This window comes from Burkholderia sp. LMG 13014, assembly GCF_905232215.1.
GTDB lineage: Bacteria > Pseudomonadota > Gammaproteobacteria > Burkholderiales > Burkholderiaceae > Burkholderia.
The window spans coordinates 1-15,266 of sequence record NZ_CAJNKE010000097.1 but is presented as its reverse complement, the minus strand read 5'-3'; the positions used below and the strand labels follow the sequence as shown (position 1 = coordinate 15,266).

The 15,266-nt window shown below is 65.9% G+C and carries 13 protein-coding genes, 2 pseudogenes and 1 riboswitch; of the genes and pseudogenes, 8 read left to right on the top strand and 7 right to left on the bottom strand.

All coding sequences use genetic code 11. From position 1 onward, the window contains the following. Nucleotides 1–156: 156 nt before the first annotated feature. Nucleotides 157–1,749, bottom strand: a complete 1,593-nt coding sequence (locus JYJ84_RS13435; protein ID WP_174961179.1) for an inorganic phosphate transporter — start codon at nucleotides 1,747–1,749, stop codon at nucleotides 157–159. 185 nt (nucleotides 1,750–1,934) lie between these two features. Next, a complete protein-coding gene (locus tag JYJ84_RS13430) occupies nucleotides 1,935–2,522 on the bottom strand; it encodes a histidine phosphatase family protein (protein ID WP_175222960.1) in 588 nt (195 codons plus the stop codon). Between the two features lie 45 nt (nucleotides 2,523–2,567). Further along, nucleotides 2,568–2,710: riboswitch (cobalamin riboswitch) on the top strand. A 32-nt stretch (nucleotides 2,711–2,742) separates the two neighbouring features. Here JYJ84_RS13430 and JYJ84_RS13425 point away from each other — a divergent pair. Then, nucleotides 2,743–2,952 (top strand): CbtB-domain containing protein, encoded by a 210-nt coding sequence (locus JYJ84_RS13425; RefSeq protein ID WP_006488502.1) that lies wholly within the window; start codon nucleotides 2,743–2,745, stop codon nucleotides 2,950–2,952. A 13-nt stretch (nucleotides 2,953–2,965) separates the two neighbouring features. Next, the gene (locus tag JYJ84_RS13420; RefSeq protein ID WP_122948049.1) at nucleotides 2,966–3,688 is read left to right on the top strand and encodes a CbtA family protein; all 723 of its coding nucleotides are present in this window, start codon (nucleotides 2,966–2,968) and stop codon (nucleotides 3,686–3,688) included. Between the two features lie 22 nt (nucleotides 3,689–3,710). On the opposite strand, the gene JYJ84_RS13415 is transcribed toward JYJ84_RS13420, so the two are convergent. Next, nucleotides 3,711–4,619 carry a LysR family transcriptional regulator gene (locus JYJ84_RS13415; protein WP_174976925.1) on the bottom strand — a complete coding sequence of 303 codons (909 nt, stop codon included), beginning with the start codon at nucleotides 4,617–4,619 and terminating at the stop codon, nucleotides 3,711–3,713. Nucleotides 4,620–4,745: 126 nt separating this feature from the next. Here JYJ84_RS13415 and metE point away from each other — a divergent pair, with 126 nt between their 5' ends. The 3 genes and pseudogenes from metE to JYJ84_RS13400 all read left to right on the top strand — a co-directional run. Further along, the gene (metE, locus tag JYJ84_RS13410) at nucleotides 4,746–7,040 is read left to right on the top strand and encodes a 5-methyltetrahydropteroyltriglutamate--homocysteine S-methyltransferase (RefSeq protein ID WP_175222961.1); all 2,295 of its coding nucleotides are present in this window, start codon (nucleotides 4,746–4,748) and stop codon (nucleotides 7,038–7,040) included. Nucleotides 7,041–7,169: 129 nt separating this feature from the next. After that, nucleotides 7,170–7,424 (top strand): annotated as a pseudogene (gene glyA, locus JYJ84_RS13405) (serine hydroxymethyltransferase); the annotation flags it as partial. 364 nt (nucleotides 7,425–7,788) lie between these two features. Continuing rightward, a pseudogene (locus JYJ84_RS13400) lies at nucleotides 7,789–8,132 on the top strand (epoxyqueuosine reductase QueH); the annotation flags it as partial. Between the two features lie 18 nt (nucleotides 8,133–8,150). Here the strand turns inward: JYJ84_RS13400 and JYJ84_RS13395 are convergent. The 3 genes from JYJ84_RS13395 to speB form a co-directional block, all read right to left on the bottom strand. Further along, a complete protein-coding gene (locus JYJ84_RS13395) occupies nucleotides 8,151–9,659 on the bottom strand; it encodes a cytosine permease (RefSeq protein ID WP_175222962.1) in 1,509 nt (502 codons plus the stop codon). Nucleotides 9,660–9,831: 172 nt separating this feature from the next. Beyond that, nucleotides 9,832–11,160 carry an MFS transporter gene (locus JYJ84_RS13390; RefSeq protein WP_174961191.1) on the bottom strand — a complete coding sequence of 443 codons (1,329 nt, stop codon included), beginning with the start codon at nucleotides 11,158–11,160 and terminating at the stop codon, nucleotides 9,832–9,834. Between the two features lie 54 nt (nucleotides 11,161–11,214). Continuing rightward, nucleotides 11,215–12,171, bottom strand: a complete 957-nt coding sequence (gene speB, locus JYJ84_RS13385; RefSeq protein ID WP_011353980.1) for an agmatinase — start codon at nucleotides 12,169–12,171, stop codon at nucleotides 11,215–11,217. A 139-nt stretch (nucleotides 12,172–12,310) separates the two neighbouring features. Here speB and JYJ84_RS13380 point away from each other — a divergent pair, with 139 nt between their 5' ends. Next, on the top strand, nucleotides 12,311–13,222 hold the full coding sequence (locus tag JYJ84_RS13380) for a LysR family transcriptional regulator (RefSeq protein ID WP_174961193.1): 912 nt from the start codon (nucleotides 12,311–12,313) through the stop codon (nucleotides 13,220–13,222). A gap of 126 nt (nucleotides 13,223–13,348) precedes the next feature. Here JYJ84_RS13380 and JYJ84_RS13375 read toward each other — a convergent pair whose 3' ends face one another. Then, nucleotides 13,349–13,813, bottom strand: a complete 465-nt coding sequence (locus JYJ84_RS13375) for an Lrp/AsnC family transcriptional regulator (protein WP_174961195.1) — start codon at nucleotides 13,811–13,813, stop codon at nucleotides 13,349–13,351. Nucleotides 13,814–13,947: 134 nt separating this feature from the next. Between JYJ84_RS13375 and JYJ84_RS13370 the strand changes: the two genes are divergently transcribed. Both JYJ84_RS13370 and JYJ84_RS13365 read left to right on the top strand, forming a co-directional pair. Beyond that, on the top strand, nucleotides 13,948–14,574 hold the full coding sequence (locus tag JYJ84_RS13370; protein WP_027790530.1) for a LysE family translocator: 627 nt from the start codon (nucleotides 13,948–13,950) through the stop codon (nucleotides 14,572–14,574). A 249-nt stretch (nucleotides 14,575–14,823) separates the two neighbouring features. Beyond that, on the top strand, nucleotides 14,824–15,266 hold a 443-nt coding region (locus tag JYJ84_RS13365; protein WP_275890721.1), incomplete at its 3' end, for a protease pro-enzyme activation domain-containing protein.

Here is a 15,266-nt window from a genome sequence, read left to right as displayed (position 1 = left end):
GACATCATGCCTAGTCTCGTGGGCTCGGAGATGTGTTTAAGTGACAGGCCGGGGAACCGGGGAACAGGGGAGCCGGGCGCGCTTCAGCGGAAAGGCGAGGGTCGAATCTGCGCGAGGCGACGCGACCGGCTTTCACCGGCCGCCGTCGCCGCTCGCTCAAGCCACCGACCGGAACAACCAGTAGAGCCCGCCGGCAAGCACGATCGACGCCGGCAGCGTCAGCACCCACGCCAGCACGAGGCTGCGCACCGTGCCCCATTGCAGCCCGGAGCCGTTCGCCGCCATCGTGCCCGCGACGCCCGACGACAGCACATGTGTCGTCGACACGGGCAATCCGTACACGTCGGCCGCGCCGATCGTGAGCATCGCGACGAGTTCGGCCGACGCCCCCTGTCCGTACGTCAGATGCTGCTTGCCGATTTTCTCGCCGACGGTCACGACGATCCGCTTCCAGCCGACCATCGTGCCGAGGCCCAGTGCGATTGCGACCGCAACCTTCACCCACGTCGGAATGAACTTGGTCGCGTGATCGAGCTGCTTGCGATAGTTGTCGATCGCGAGCTTGTCGTCGGCGGCGAATGCGGGTTGCCCGGATTTCTCGATCAGGCGGATCGCTTCGGATACCAGATACATCGTGTTGCGCACGTTGTCGATGTCGCGTTGCGGCACGGCGGCCATCGAGCCCGACGCGCCGACCGCGGTCGCGAGCGACGTGGACAATTGCTGAACGGCAGGGATCACGGCCGGCGTCAGCTCGCGATGCTGGACGTAAAGCTCGACGTCGGCGCGCGGGTTCGCGGACGGTGCGACGCCGTTCGTGTACTTCCCGAACGTCGCGGCGGCCTGGTTCGCGACCGCAACGAACGTCTGCGTCTCGGCCGGCGTGACGGCCTTGTTCAGCGCATAGGCAGTCGGCACCGTGCCGATCAGGATCAGCATGATGAGGCCCATCCCTTTCTGCCCGTCGTTCGAGCCGTGCGCGAACGACACGCCCGTGCAGGTCAGGATCAGCAGGCAGCGAATCCAGAACGGCGGCGGCTGGTCCTTCGGCGGTTCCTTGTACAGCTCCGGAATCCGCACGAGGGCTTTCAGCACGAGCAGCAGCAGCGCCGCACAGAGGAAGCCGACGATCGGCGAGAACAGCAGCGACTTGCCGACGCCGAGCGCCTGGCCCCAGTCGACGCCGCTCGTGCCGGACGGCCCGTGCATCAGCTGGTTCATCAGCCCGACGCCGATGATCGACCCGATCAGCGTATGCGAGCTCGACGACGGCAACCCGAAATACCAGGTCGCGAGGTTCCACACGATCGCGGCGATCAGCAGCGCGAACACCATCGCGAAGCCCGCACCGCTGCCGACCTGCAGGATCAGCTCGACCGGCAGCAGTTGCAGGATGCCGAACGCAACGGCGCCGCTCGAGATCATCACGCCGAGGAAGTTCCACAGGCCGGACCAGATCACCGCGACGTTCGGCGTCAGCGAGTGCGTATAGATCACGGTCGCGACCGCGTTCGCGGTGTCGTGGAAACCGTTGACGAATTCGAAGCCGAGCGCGATCAGCAGTGCCGCGCCGAGCATCAGGTACGGGAACAGCGATCCTTCGTGCATCGGCGACAGATCGTCGATCAGGTGCGTGGCGATATAGACCGCGCCGATCGCGAGCACCAGCAGGAAGACGGCATAGCCGAGCTGCCTGGTGCGCTCGACGGAACCCGGACTGTTCGGGGCAGACGAAGCAGGTTGATTCATGACGGTATCTCGTAAGGGAACCGCGACCGATCCTAGCTTCGGCTAGCAGTCAGTTTGATGACAGCAGGGATGACGAACGGCGGGTCTTGCAGCGACGTAAGGTGAACATCGCCATGCGATTGCGATACGACACAACACGTCGGCGGGCGTCGTGGCCCATATCGCGAACGCAACACGGCAGGAGGCTATGCACCAGTGTCGCGCGGATCGCCTTCCGCGATCAACAACCAGCCGTGCGGCGACGCAGCGAATGTCGTGCACGATAGCGGCGCCACGTCGATGCGGGTTGCCGCGCCCGAATCGATCCGCAGCGCATGCGCGACGGCCGCGCGCACGATTGGCGCATGCGTGATGGCGACGATGTCTCGACCGTGTTGCAGTGCGTTCAACCACGCGCCGACGCGGCGCATGGTTGCATCGAACGATTCGCCGCCGTGCGGCGACGCCAACGGATCGCCGATCCACGCGCCCAGTTCGTCAGGCCAGTCGCGCGCGAGGTCGTGCAGCCGCTTGCCGCGCCAGTTTCGGTAGTCGATGTCGCGCAGTGCGTCGTCGATGTCGGCGTGCAGGCCGAGCGCATCGGCGGTCTGCACCGCGCAGCGGGCCGGGCTGCACAGCACGAGCGAGCCGGCGACGTCCGTCCACCGGTCGCGCCGCGCCGCGGCGTCGGCGAGCCCGTGCGCGTCGAGAGGGTCGTCGTCGGGAAACGTGCCGGTGCGCATCGCCCGGGTCGATGCGTGTGCAATCAGGCGCAGCGAGGCATGCATGTTCATGGAGGTTTTCGGGGGAACCGGGACGGGCGCGTTCGTCCACTTTTCGCCGCTTCAATACGCGAACGTTCGCGCGTACAATTCGCCCGATACGAAACGCGGAAGCCGGTGCAATTCCGGCGCGGTCGCGCCACTGTAACCGGTGATCCATGATCCCGGAAGCCAGACCTGCCTTCGTACCCATCCAACATTTGCCGGGGCGCGATTCCCCTGAGGTGCATCCATGAGCGAAGCAGTGCTGAAGCCGGCGGTCGTACCGGCGCCCATCCCCGTCCGTGAACTGTTGCCGTGGGCCGTGTTCGTCGGCCTGATCCTGTTGCTCGCCCTCTATTTCGTTGGCGCGGAACAAGGCGCAACGTCGCTCGTGCCGGGCATGTACGTGCACGAATTCGTCCACGACGGCCGCCATCTGCTCGGCTTCCCCTGCCACTGACGCGGAGTTCATGATGGTCGGAAAGCTGCTCATGCGCGGGATGCTCGCAGGCATCGCCGCAGGCCTCCTCACGTTCGGTTTCGCGAAAATCGTCGGCGAACCGCAAGTCGATCAGGCGATCTCCTTCGAAGAAAAACTCGACGCCGCCAAGGGCGACGCGCCGGAACCCGAGCTGGTGAGCCGCCACACGCAGGCCGGCTTCGGCCTGCTGACGGGCGTCGTGACCTATGGCGCGGCGTTCGGCGGGCTGTTCTCGCTGGTCTTTGCGTATGCGTATGGCCGAGGCAGCCGTCTCCCGGCACGGCCGCTGGCCGCCTGGCTCGCGCTGGCGGCGTTCATCGCGCTCGTGATCGTGCCGAACATCAAGTACCCGGCCAATCCGCCGTCGGTCGGCGACCCCGACACGATCGGCTATCGCACGGGGCTGTTCTTCCTGATGATCGCGATCTCGATCGCGACGATGGTGTTCTCGGTCAGCGTGCGCCGCCATCTGCTGGCGAAGCTCGGGCAATGGAATGCGTCGATCGTCGCGGGGCTCGTGTTCATCGCGATCATCGCGGCCGTGCAGCTCGGGTTGCCGTCGATCAACGAAGTGCCGGCTGCCTTCCCGGCCGTCGTGCTGTGGAAGTTCCGCGCCGCGGCGATCGGCATGCAGGTGATCATGTGGACGACGATCGGCCTGCTGTTCGGCGCATGGGTCGAGCGCGGCGAACGTATCGGCATGCGCGCCGCCTGACGCGCATTGCAACGGGGCGTGCCTAGCGCAGCATGCGCGGCGCGCTCCACGTCGATTCGCGCGCCAGCGCGACGAACGCGGCCAGATAGTCGATCGACGCATCCGCCTCGCGGATGCCGAGGAAGATCTGCTTCGCGATCCCCTTCTTGCCAAGCTTGACCGGCACGACCGGCATCCGGTCAGCATATTCGTCGGCCAACCATCGCGGCAGCGCAGCCACGCCGCGCCCGCTCGCCACCATCTGCAACATGATGTCGGTCGTCTCGATCGACTTGTGCCGCTTCGGCACGATGCCGGCCGGCGTCAGGAACTGGTTGTAGATGTCGAGCCGGTCGGTTTCGACCGGATAGGTGATCAGGATTTCGTCGGTCAGCTGCTCGGGCGTCACGTAATCGGCGTTGGCGAAACGGTGTGCGTCCGCGACCACCAGCACCTGCTCGTAGTCGAACACGGGGTCGAAGCGCAGCCCCGGCTTGTTCAGCGGATCGGGCGTCACGAGCACGTCGATGTCGTAGCCGAACAGCGCGCCGATCCCGCCGAACTGGAAGCGCTGCTTTACGTCGACGTCGACGTCGGGCCAGCGCGACAGGTACGGCGACACGACCTTCAGCAGCCACTGGTAGCACGGGTGGCATTCCATCCCGATACGCAGCGTGCCGCGCTCGCCCTTCGCGTACTGCTTCATTCGCTCCTCGGCCAGCTCGAACTGCGGCAGCAGCCGGTTCGCGAGCTTCAGCAGATACTGCCCGCCCTGCGTCAGCCGCAGGCCGCGCCCCTCGCGATCCCAGATCGGCGTGCCGAGCTGCTGCTCGATTTTCCGGACGGTATGGCTGAGCGCCGATTGCGTGACGTGCAGCGCGTTGGCGGCTGCGGTCAGCGAGCCCTGGCGCTCGACTTCACGAATGACGACGAGATGGAATCGTTCCAGCATGGTTATCGCTCATCCTGCATGTGCATGAATAACTTTAATGGATGAATGAAATAATGCCATTTTATTTCATGGTTTGAAATCCCTATCATGGTTGCCGGACCTTCACTACTTCTGGACGGCAGCGCCATGGCGACGACACACAATCTCGGTTTCCCGCGCATCGGCGCCAAGCGCGAACTCAAGTTCGGTCTCGAACGCTACTGGAAGGGCGAATCGTCGCGCGATGAACTGAAGGCGCTCGGCGCGCAACTGCGCGAGCGTCACTGGCGCGACCAGCGCGACCTCGATCTCGCGCCGATCGGCGACTTCGCGTTCTACGACCAGGTGCTCGACATGAGCTTCACGCTCGGCAACCTGCCGAAGCGCGTGCAGGACTTCCACGGCGATGCGCTCGACAACTATTTCCGCGTGGCGCGCGGCCGTTCTGCGCAGTCGGCGGAAGAGCATGCCGCGTGCTGCGGCGGCGTCGCGGCCGGCGAAATGACGAAGTGGTTCGACACGAACTATCACTACATCGTCCCGGAATTCCACGCCGACACGAATTTCTCGCTCGATCCCTCGCGCCTGCTGCAGCAACTCGCCGAAGCGAACGCGCAGCGCGTGAAGGCGAAGCCGGTGATCATCGGCCCCGTCACGTACCTGTGGCTCGGCAAGGCGAGGGACGACTCGGATCGCCTCGCGCTGCTGCAGAAGCTGCTGCCGGTGTACGGCGCGTTGCTCGACACGCTGACCGCACAAGGCGTCGAATGGGTACAGATCGACGAACCCATCCTCGTCACCGAGCTCGACGCCGAATGGCAGCAAGCATTCAAGACCGCGTATGCCGCACTCGAAACGCGCCGGATCAAGGTGCTGCTCGCGACGTACTTCGGCCAGCTGCAGGGCAACCTGGCGCTCGCTGCGTCGCTGCCGGTCGACGGCCTGCACATCGATGCGATCAACGCCCGTGACGAAATCGACGCACTGGTGCGCGAACTGCCGGCCGAGCGCGTGCTGTCGGTCGGTGCGATCAACGGCCGCAACATCTGGAAGACGGACCTGAACGCCGCGCTCGACTGGCTCGAGCCGCTGTCGAAGCAACTGGGCGACCGTCTGTGGCTCGCACCGTCGTGCTCGCTGCTGCATGTGCCGGTCGACCTCGCGAGCGAAGCGAAGCTCGACGCCGAGATCCATTCGTGGCTCGCGTTCGCGCTGCAGAAGCTCGACGAACTGAAGGTGCTTGCGACCGCGCTGAACCAGGGCCGCGACAAGATGGCCGATGCGCTGGCCGCGAACGCCGCCGCGATCCAGTCGCGCCGCCATTCGCCGCGCGTGAACCACCCGGCGGTGAAGGCTGCGATCGCCCGGATCGACGCGCAGCTCGGCAACCGCGTGAGCCCCTATACGCAGCGCGCGCCGAAGCAGTCGGCCCGCCTGAACCTGCCGGCGTTCCCGACGACGACGATCGGCTCGTTTCCGCAGACCGGCGAGATCCGCCAGGCCCGCAGCCAGTTCAAGGCCGGTGCGCTGGATGAAGCAGGCTACCGCGCGGCGATGCAGGCCGAAATCGAACGCAGCGTGCGTGAGCAGGAAGCGCTGGAACTCGATGTGCTCGTGCACGGCGAAGCCGAGCGTAACGACATGGTCGAATACTTCGGCGAGCAGCTCGACGGCTACGCGTTCAGCCAGTTCGGCTGGGTGCAGTCGTACGGTTCGCGCTGCGTGAAGCCGCCGATCCTGTTCGGCGACATCAGCCGTCCGAAGGCGATGACCGTCGAGTGGATCACGTATGCGCAGTCGCTGACGAACAAGCCGATGAAGGGCATGCTGACCGGCCCGGTGACGATCCTGAACTGGTCGTTCGTGCGCGACGACCAGCCGCGCTCGGTGTCGTGCTACCAGCTCGCGCTGGCGATCCGCGAGGAAGTGCTCGATCTCGAGAAGGCCGGTGTGGGCGTGATCCAGATCGACGAGGCCGCGCTGCGCGAAGGGCTCCCGCTGCGCCGTGCGCAGTGGGGCGAATACCTGAAGTGGGCGGTCGAGTCGTTCCGCATCACCGCGAACGGCGTACGGGACGACACGCAGATCCACACGCACATGTGCTATTCGGAGTTCAACGATATCATCGCGTCGATCGCCGACATGGACGCGGACGTGATCACGATCGAGACGTCGCGCTCGGACATGGAGCTGCTCGACGCGTTCGACAACTTCAAGTATCCGAACGAGATCGGGCCGGGCGTGTACGACATCCACTCGCCGAACATCCCGACGCAGGATCACATCGTCGACCTGATGAAGAAGGCGGCTGAACGGATTCCGGCGCAACGCCTGTGGGTGAACCCGGACTGCGGCCTGAAGACGCGCCAGTGGGCGGAAGTGATTCCGGCGCTGACGAACATGGTCGCCGCCGCGAAGACGCTGCGCAACCAGGTGCAGTAGCGCGCGAATGCTGCGTGCCTGCTGTCCGGATCGATGATCCGGCGGCGGGTGTCGCACCGATCGAGATCGTCCCGGGCAGGCGCCGGGACGGGGTGCGTCCACTGTGTTTTGGGGGATCCCATTCCTGCCATGTTCGAACGTAACCGCTACGCGTTTGACCAGCCCGATCCGGAACTGGTCGATGCCATCCAGAAGGAAAACCGTCGCCAGGAAGATCACATCGAGCTGATCGCGTCGGAAAATTACACGAGCCCGGCCGTGATGGCCGCACGGGGCTCGTAACTCACGAACAAATACGCGGTAGGTTTTCCGGGCAAGCGCTACGACGGCGGCTGCGAATACGTGGACGTCGTCGAGCAGCTGGCGATCGAGCGTGTGCGTGCGCAGGTCGCCGAGCTGACCAAACGTTTCCCGGTGTATTCGTGGCAGCACGCTGAGGAGGACAAGGTGAGAAATGTGGAAAACGATGCGATCGAACGGCTGCTGAAGTCGCTCGACGACGACAGCGACGATTGTGGGGCGATGTACGAAGAGGTCGGCCGCGCGGTGGTGGACCGGCTGCGGCGGACCGATCGGGACGCGTTGCGTACCATTGCCCGCGCGTGGGTTGAATGCGATGAAGCGCAAGCTGCGTTGCTCGACCTGGATTTTTATTCCATGGAGCTTGGCGCGGCAAAGGAACGTGGGGAGATCGCCGACGCCGTGCTGCGCAATGTGGTCCGGAAAGTCGTCTTCAAGGAATCGACATGATGACGATCGCGACGACGGGTTCGCACATGCGCGCGGGATGGAGCACGAAAACGAGCCCGAGCGCGGCGTGCGCTGCACGATGTGCTTCGACATGCGTTTCGAGCGCGCCGCGTGCTATCCGGGGTTGATGTCCCGGGAATACAACCGGCACAAGGTCGGCGGCTCGGCACGCATGATCGAGATCAGCAAGCGCGACACGTTTTATCAGCAGGAGTACTGCGGATGTGTGTATTCGCTGCGCGTACCAACCTGCAGCGCAAGGCGAACGGTCGCGAACCGATCGGGATCGGCACGATGTATGACACGAAGGACGCGCCGGAAGGCGGCAATCAAGAAAGCTGACGATTGCCGCTTGCTACGTCACATGTCCCGGTGTCCGTGCGTGCCGGGCAGTGCGTCAGGGGCCGGCGTTGCCGCGATCACCTGGCGCTCATGGTCCAGATCGAGCGAGCGGGACAGTAGCCAGTACACGGCCCCCGCGACGACCAGGCCGACGAGCCAGGCGATATCCACGCCACCGAGCAGGCGTGCGAACGGGCCGACGAAGATCTCGCGGTTCGCCTCGGCATCGACGATCGAGAAGAACGGCACCATCGCCGCGAAGCCGACCAGGTACGCGACGATGCCGCGCGGCTGCCAGGCGCCATACAGGCCGCCCGGCGTGAAGAAATGCGCGATCGCATAGTGGCCGCGTCGTACGAAGAAATAGTCGACGAGGTTCACCGCGGTCCACGGCACGAGGAAGTAGAGCATCAGCGTCAGGAACGTTTGCAGCAGCGCGATGCCGTTGCCGCGGATCGCGAACACGCACGTGAGCACGAACGTGCTGATCGCGACGATCGATGCGACGCGCGCGCGGCGCGTCGGCCGGATCGGCACGATCGAGTCGATACCGGTCAGCACGGTCAGCATCGCGCTGTATGCGTTGAGCGCGATGATCGGCAGGAAGCCGACGAGCGAAACGATCGCGATCAGCTTGCCGAGGCCCGGCACAAGCGACGTGCCGACGTCGTTCATCGCGACCAGCGCGTCCGCCGCGTGCAGCTTCTGCGCGAGCCACGCACCGAGCCCGATCATCCAGGTGCCCGACAGCGAGGCACCGGCGAAGATGACCGCGATCAGCTTCGCGCGGCTGGTGTGTTTCGGCAGATAGCGCGAATAGTCGGACACGTAGGGTGCATACGAAATGTTGTAGCTGGCGGCGATCGCAAACTGCGTGGCGAACCCGATCCAGTTGAAGCCAGGTGCGACGGCGGGGGCGGTGGCCGCGACACCCGATGCAGGCGCCGCGTGACCGAACGCGAGCGCGAGCGTGACGAGCCCATAGAGCGGCAGCGTCGCGATCAGTGCCCACGTGAAGGTCCGGTGCATCAGGTCGTGCCCGTAGATTGCGAGCAGCGCACCGGTCGCGACGGCCATGATCGCGACGAAACCGCCGTCGATCCCGAACACGTTGTGCACGCCGTCGACCATCAGCGACACGTTGACGACATTGAAGCCGACGAACACGAACAGCGTCGCGAGCAGCGCGACGATCACGCCGCGATAGCCGAACTGCGCACGAGACTGGATCATCTGCGGCAGCCCCATCTCGGGGCCCTGCGAGCCGTGAAACGCCATGAAGATCGTGCCGAACATGATCCCGAGCGCGCCCGCGAGCGTCGTCCAGCCGGCGGACAGGCCCATACCGGGCCCGACGAAGCCGATCGAGATCGTGAAGAAATGGAAGTTGCCGAGGAACCAGAACGGCCCCTGGCTCGCGAGCTTGGCGTGGCGTTCGTGTTCCGGAATGTAGTCGATCGAGTGGTGCTCGATCGCCAGGCCGGCCGATTCGGTGCGGCCGAGATCGAGCGTGTCGGGGCGGTTCATGGCGGTCGTGTCTCCTGGGTCGCACACGATTCGGCAAGGCGACCGCGTGCGCCCGCCTGCCGCGACGCCGTCGAGGCAGGCGATGAATGTGGGGTGAGGCAGGCGGTGCGGCGCACCGCCGGGCTGCCTAATGAAAAACGGGCAGGCGAGGTTGCCTGCCCGTCGCGGGACGTTACGCGGTGCGCGCGCCGCGCGGCAGCGGCACTTCTTCCTTCCGGCTCGGCGCGCCCGCGTCGTCGATGCTCACACGCCGCGAGATCAGCCACACGCACAGGGACGACAGGAGCGCGGCGCTCGTGTACTGGAGCGCGAGCGGCCACCATTGCGGCGCGGTGTTCTGCGCGATGATGGTCGCGACGAGCGGCGTGAGGCCGCCGGCGAGCGCGCCGCACACCTGGTACGCGATCGAGATCGCCGTGTAGCGGATGCGTGCGACGAAGATGCCGCTGACGAAGCCGGCGACCACCGAGTAGTAGCCCGATTCCGCGAGCGTCGCGAGGCCGACGCCGACCGTGATCGACAGCGGCGTGCCCATGTGCACGAGCGGCAGCATCAGGAACGGGACGATCGCGGCCCATGCGCCGGTGATCAGCAGCACGCGCGTGGTGCCGAAGCGCTGCGCGAGGAATGCGGCCGCGAGCTGCACGACGAACTGCAGCACCGCGACGATCGTCATGCAATGCAGCACCATCGACCGGTCGAGCGACAGGAACTGCGTCGCGTAGCTGATCATGAAGATGTTGCTGAAATACACGCCGGCGATGCCATACACGTTCGCACCGATCGCGAGCAGCAGCAGCGGCCAGTACTTGAGCGCTTCGCGCAGCGGCTTTTGCGCGATGTTGCCGCTCTTCTTCACTTCCTCGAACTCGGGCGATTCCGACACGCTTGCACGGATCACGAAGCCGACGATCAGCAGTACGGAACTCGCGAGGAACGGCACGCGCCAGCCCCAGCTCATCATGTCTTCCTTCGACAGCGTGCTGATCGCACCGAATGCGAGCATCGACAGGATCAGGCCGCTCGCGCTGCCGAGCTGCGCGAACGATGCGAAGAACGTGCGTTTGCCTTCCGGCGCATGCTCGCCGGCGAGCAGCACCGCGCCGCCCCATTCGCCGCCGACCGCGATGCCTTGCAGCACGCGCATCAGCACGAGCAGGACCGGTGCGATCACGCCGGCCTGCGCGTGAGTCGGCAGCAGGCCGATCGCGACCGTCGACACGGCCATCAGCATCAGCGTCGCGAGCAGCGAACGCTTGCGGCCGAAGCGGTCGCCGAGATAGCCGAACATCACGCCGCCGAGCGGACGCGCGAAGAAGCCGACCGCGAACGAGCCGAACGACGCGAGCAGGCTGATGAAGCGGTTTTCGCCGGGGAAGAACAGCGGCCCGAATACGATGGCGGCGGCGGTCGCGTAGCTATAGAAGTCGTACCACTCGATCGTGGTGCCGACGAACGACGCGAGCGCCGCCCGCTTGGGTTGCTTGACGGAAGTCCCCATCTTGATATGTGCTCCTCTGGAATCCTCTGATTTGGAATAAGTGTCGGCGCGGGGTCAGTCGCGGTACGCGACGCCCGGCAGCACGCACAGCAGCTCGTACGCGAGGTTCGCGCCGAGCAGCGCCGTGGTGCCGAACGGGTCGTACGGCGGCGCGACTTCGACGAGATCGCAGCCGACGATGTTCAGCCCCTTCGCGCCGCGGATGATCTCGAGCGCCTGCGGCACCGTGAGGCCCGCGATTTCCGGCGTGCCGGTGCCCGGCGCGTAGGCCGGATCGATGCCGTCGATGTCGAAGCTGATGTAGACGGGCGTATCGCCGACGCGCGCGCGCACCTCTTCCATCAGCGGCGCGAGCGACTTGTTCCAGCATTCCTCGGCCTGGACGACGCGGAAGCCCTGTTCGCGGCACCAGTCGAAGTCCTCGGCGGCGTAACCGGTGCCGCGCAGGCCGATCTGCGTGACCTTGTCGCCATGCAGCAGGCCTTCCTCGACCGCGCGGCGGAACGGCGTGCCGTGCGCGATCTTTTCGCCCATCATCGTGTCGTTCACGTCGGCGTGTGCATCGACGTGGATCAATGCAACCTTGCCGTGCTTGCGGTGGATCGCGCGCAGGATCGGCAGCGCGATCGTATGGTCGCCGCCGAGCGTGATCGGCTTGCAGTCGTGCTCGAGGATCGCGTCGTATGCGGCTTCGATGCGTGCGATGGAATCGTGCAGGTTGTACGGATTGATCGCGACGTCGCCGATGTCGGCGATCTGCAGCGAATCGAACGGCGCGGCACGCGTAGCCATGTTGTACGGGCGCAGCAGCACGGATTCGGTGCGGATCTGGCGCGGGCCGAAGCGCGCGCCGGTGCGGTTGGAGGTGCCGAGATCGAACGGCACGCCGACGAAACAGGCGTCGAGGCCTTCGGCGCTCGCCACGTGCGGCAGGCGCATCATCGTCGCGATGCCGCCGCAGCGCGGCATTTCATTGCCGCCGAGCGGCTGGAAATGGGTGTGGTCGTTCATGGGCTGTCTCTTCCGATGTGGGGTTGCCGTATCATGCGACGCGGCTTGGCGCACAGTTTTACGCGCTCGGGCCGGAAAGAAGAATGCGAAGATATCGACGTAAACATCGATTTTCATCGATGTATGGAAGGGGATGAGCGTGCTGGGGAATCTGTCGACCCTCGATCTGCGGTTGATCCGCGTATTTCTCGCGGTCACGGACGCGGGCGGCGTATCGGCCGCGCAGGCCGTGCTGAACGTCGGGCAGTCGACGATCAGCGCGCAGCTGTCGTCGCTCGAGACGCGGCTCGGCTACCGGCTCTGCGAACGCGGCCGCAGCGGCTTCCGGCTCACGCCGAAGGGCGAGCGGTTCCACGCGATGAGCCGCAAGCTGCTGGCCGCGCTCGATGAGTTCGGGATGGTGGCGCGGCATATGGACCGCCAACTGGTCGGCACGCTGCACATCGGCCTGATTGGCCATACGCCGGTGAGCCAGAACGCGCGGATCGCCGAGGCGATCGCCGCGTTCCGCACCCGCGACGAGGCCGTGCGCTTCTCGATCTCCGTGCGCGCGCCGGGCGATCTCGAGGAGAAGCTGCTGAGCGACGAGATCCAGATCGCGGTCGGCTACTTCTGGCACCGGGTGCCGTCGCTGCACTACACGCCGCTGTTCATCGAGCGCCAGGTCGCGTACTGCGGCCGCGGCCATCCGCTGTTCGACGGCGCTGGCGCGCTGACGCCGGCCGACGTCGCGGGCTTCGAATGGGCGTGGCGCTCGTATCCGCTGCCCGAAGCGCAGATGTCGACGACGCCTGACCGCGTGACCGCGACCGCCGACAACATGGAGGCCGTCGCGCTGCTGATCCTGTCGGGCCACCACCTCGGCTACCTGCCGCAGCACTTCGCGGCGCCGTATGTCGCGCAGGGGCTGCTCACGTCGCTCAATCCGGAGCAACTGCGCTACGACGTGACGTTCCACATGGTCGTCGCGCGCAACGGGCGCGGCAATCCGCTCGTGGAAGCGTTTCTCGAGGATCTCGAACGCGCACACCAGCCGCCCGACATCGCGTAGGCCGCTGGCATCAACAATGTGAACGAGTGTTGCGGCGGTGCGGCCCGATGCGGCCCACATCGATCGGCGTCGAAGTGACGAATCGGGTGCCGGGTTCGGCGTGCGTGCGCCATCCGCCTGCCGGCATCACGGCACCGGCAACCCCGCGTCATGCTTGACCTCGCGCAGTGACAGCGCCGATTCGATCGACGTGACGCCCGGCAGCATCCGCAACGATTCGCGCAGGAACGTGCCGTAGTCGTCGAGATCGCGCGCCACGATCTGCAGCAGATAGTCGGCCGTGCCCGCCACGTTGTGGCACGCCAGGATCCGCTCGATGCCGAGCACTTCCCGCTCGAAGCGGTCGGCGGTCTTGCGATCGTGCGTCGCGAACCGCACGAGCACGAACGCAACGACGCCGAAACCGAGCGCCTGGCGCGACAGCTGCGCGCGGTAGCGCTCGATGTAGCCGTCGTTTTCGAGGCGCTTCAGGCGCCGCGCGCAGGGCGTCTCGGAGAGGCCCACGGAATCGGCGAGGCGCGCGATCGGCAGGCGGCCATCGCGCTGCACCGCGGCAAGGATTGCGCGGTCGGTTTTGTCGAGTTCGGTCATTTTGGCGGAATCCTTGTCGGGATTTCGTGATTGTGGCGGATTCCCCTACGGATTGCCAATCCTGAACCAAAGATGGCCAATAATCCCTCGCACTCTGGCGGCAACATATCGTCGTAAGAGGACAGGGGCAGACCATGATTTCCACGCATTTGCTGTTGATTTATCTCGCCGCGCTGGCGGCCATCTATGCGGTGCCGGGGCCGGACATGGCGCTGGTGTTGCAGACCAGCATTGGCCGCGGCGTGCGGCCGGGGATGGCGGCGGCCGCCGGGCTGTCGCTCGCGCGCACCGCGCACGTGACGCTGTCCGCCTGCGGCGTCGCCGCGCTGATCCGCAGCGCGCCGTGGCTGTACGAAGTGATCCGCTACGGCGGCGCGCTCTATCTCGCCTATGTCGCGATCCAGGTGTTCCGCTCGCCCGTGTTCGCGCTCGGCGACGGCGATGCGGCGGCCACCGCAGGCGAGCTGCGCCAGTCGTTCGTGAAGGGCCTGCTCACCAACCTGCTGAACCCGAAGGCGCTGCTGTTCTGCTCGGTGCTGCTGCCGCAGTTCGTGCGCCCCGAGGCCGGGCCGGTCGTGTTGCAGATGTTCGAGCTGGGCGCGCTGCTGGTGGCGGCCGGCGTGTGCTTCGACCTCGCGTGCGTGTTCGGCGCGTCGCGGATCGCTGCGTGGATGCGTGCGCATCCGCTCGCGCAGACGGTGCAGCGCTGGACGTTTTCCGCCGCGCTGATCGGCTTCGCGCTGCGCCTGTCGATGGATTGAGTACCGAGGCGGCGTCGCGCCGGCGCAGGTCGCGCGGCGCGTCGCCGTACCGGATGAAGGCCGTGCGCAACGCCGGCCCGCGCGCGCGCCCCGTCGCAGAAGAGCGTGCGCGCAAATCGTCTGACTGTTCTAAACTCCCTGTTACTTCGCGCTGCTGCGAACCCGACCGACCGAACGGAACCGTCTCCCGCCGGCCCTGTCCGATTTCCTGGCTGTTCCGTGCAACGCGGTACCAAGGAGGGTCTGAACATGGCAAGGCATCTTCACGCCGACCGTGAACCCCGAATCGTCGCCGAGTCCAAGTGCCTCGGCCCGTGCGATCCGGCAGAACGCATCCACGTCACGATCATGTTGCGGCGGCAGGAAGAAGGGCAACTCGATACGCTGCTTCACCAGCTCGCCACCGGCGACGCGCAAGCGAAACCGGTGTCGCGCGCAACCTTCGCGCAACGCTTTTCCGCCAATCCCGACGACATTCGCAAGGCCGAGGACTTCGCACGTCGTCACCAGCTGACGGTCGATCGCGTCGATCCGGTCGAAAGCGTCGTCGTGCTGTCCGGCACGATCCAGCAGTTCGAAGCGGCTTTCGGCGTCAAGCTCGAGCGCTTCGAGCATCAGTCGATCGGCCAGTATCGCGGCCGCTCCGGCCCGATCGCGCTGCCCGACGATCTCGGCGACGCCGTCACGGCCGT

Excerpts from the sequence above, each read along its gene's own strand:
- speB (WP_011353980.1), bottom strand. The coding sequence starts at position 12,171 with ATGAACGACCACACCCATTTCCAGCCGCTCGGCGGCAATGAAATGCCG.
- JYJ84_RS13430 (WP_175222960.1), bottom strand. The coding sequence starts at position 2,522 with ATGAACATGCATGCCTCGCTGCGCCTGATTGCACACGCATCGACCCGG.
- JYJ84_RS13370 (WP_027790530.1), top strand. The coding sequence starts at position 13,948 with ATGATTTCCACGCATTTGCTGTTGATTTATCTCGCCGCGCTGGCGGCC.
- JYJ84_RS13375 (WP_174961195.1), bottom strand. The coding sequence starts at position 13,813 with ATGACCGAACTCGACAAAACCGACCGCGCAATCCTTGCCGCGGTGCAG.
- JYJ84_RS13425 (WP_006488502.1), top strand. The coding sequence starts at position 2,743 with ATGAGCGAAGCAGTGCTGAAGCCGGCGGTCGTACCGGCGCCCATCCCC.
- JYJ84_RS13420 (WP_122948049.1), top strand. The coding sequence starts at position 2,966 with ATGGTCGGAAAGCTGCTCATGCGCGGGATGCTCGCAGGCATCGCCGCA.
- JYJ84_RS13415 (WP_174976925.1), bottom strand. The coding sequence starts at position 4,619 with ATGCTGGAACGATTCCATCTCGTCGTCATTCGTGAAGTCGAGCGCCAG.
- JYJ84_RS13395 (WP_175222962.1), bottom strand. The coding sequence starts at position 9,659 with ATGAACCGCCCCGACACGCTCGATCTCGGCCGCACCGAATCGGCCGGC.
- metE (WP_175222961.1), top strand. The coding sequence starts at position 4,746 with ATGGCGACGACACACAATCTCGGTTTCCCGCGCATCGGCGCCAAGCGC.
- JYJ84_RS13390 (WP_174961191.1), bottom strand. The coding sequence starts at position 11,160 with ATGGGGACTTCCGTCAAGCAACCCAAGCGGGCGGCGCTCGCGTCGTTC.
- JYJ84_RS13435 (WP_174961179.1), bottom strand. The coding sequence starts at position 1,749 with ATGAATCAACCTGCTTCGTCTGCCCCGAACAGTCCGGGTTCCGTCGAG.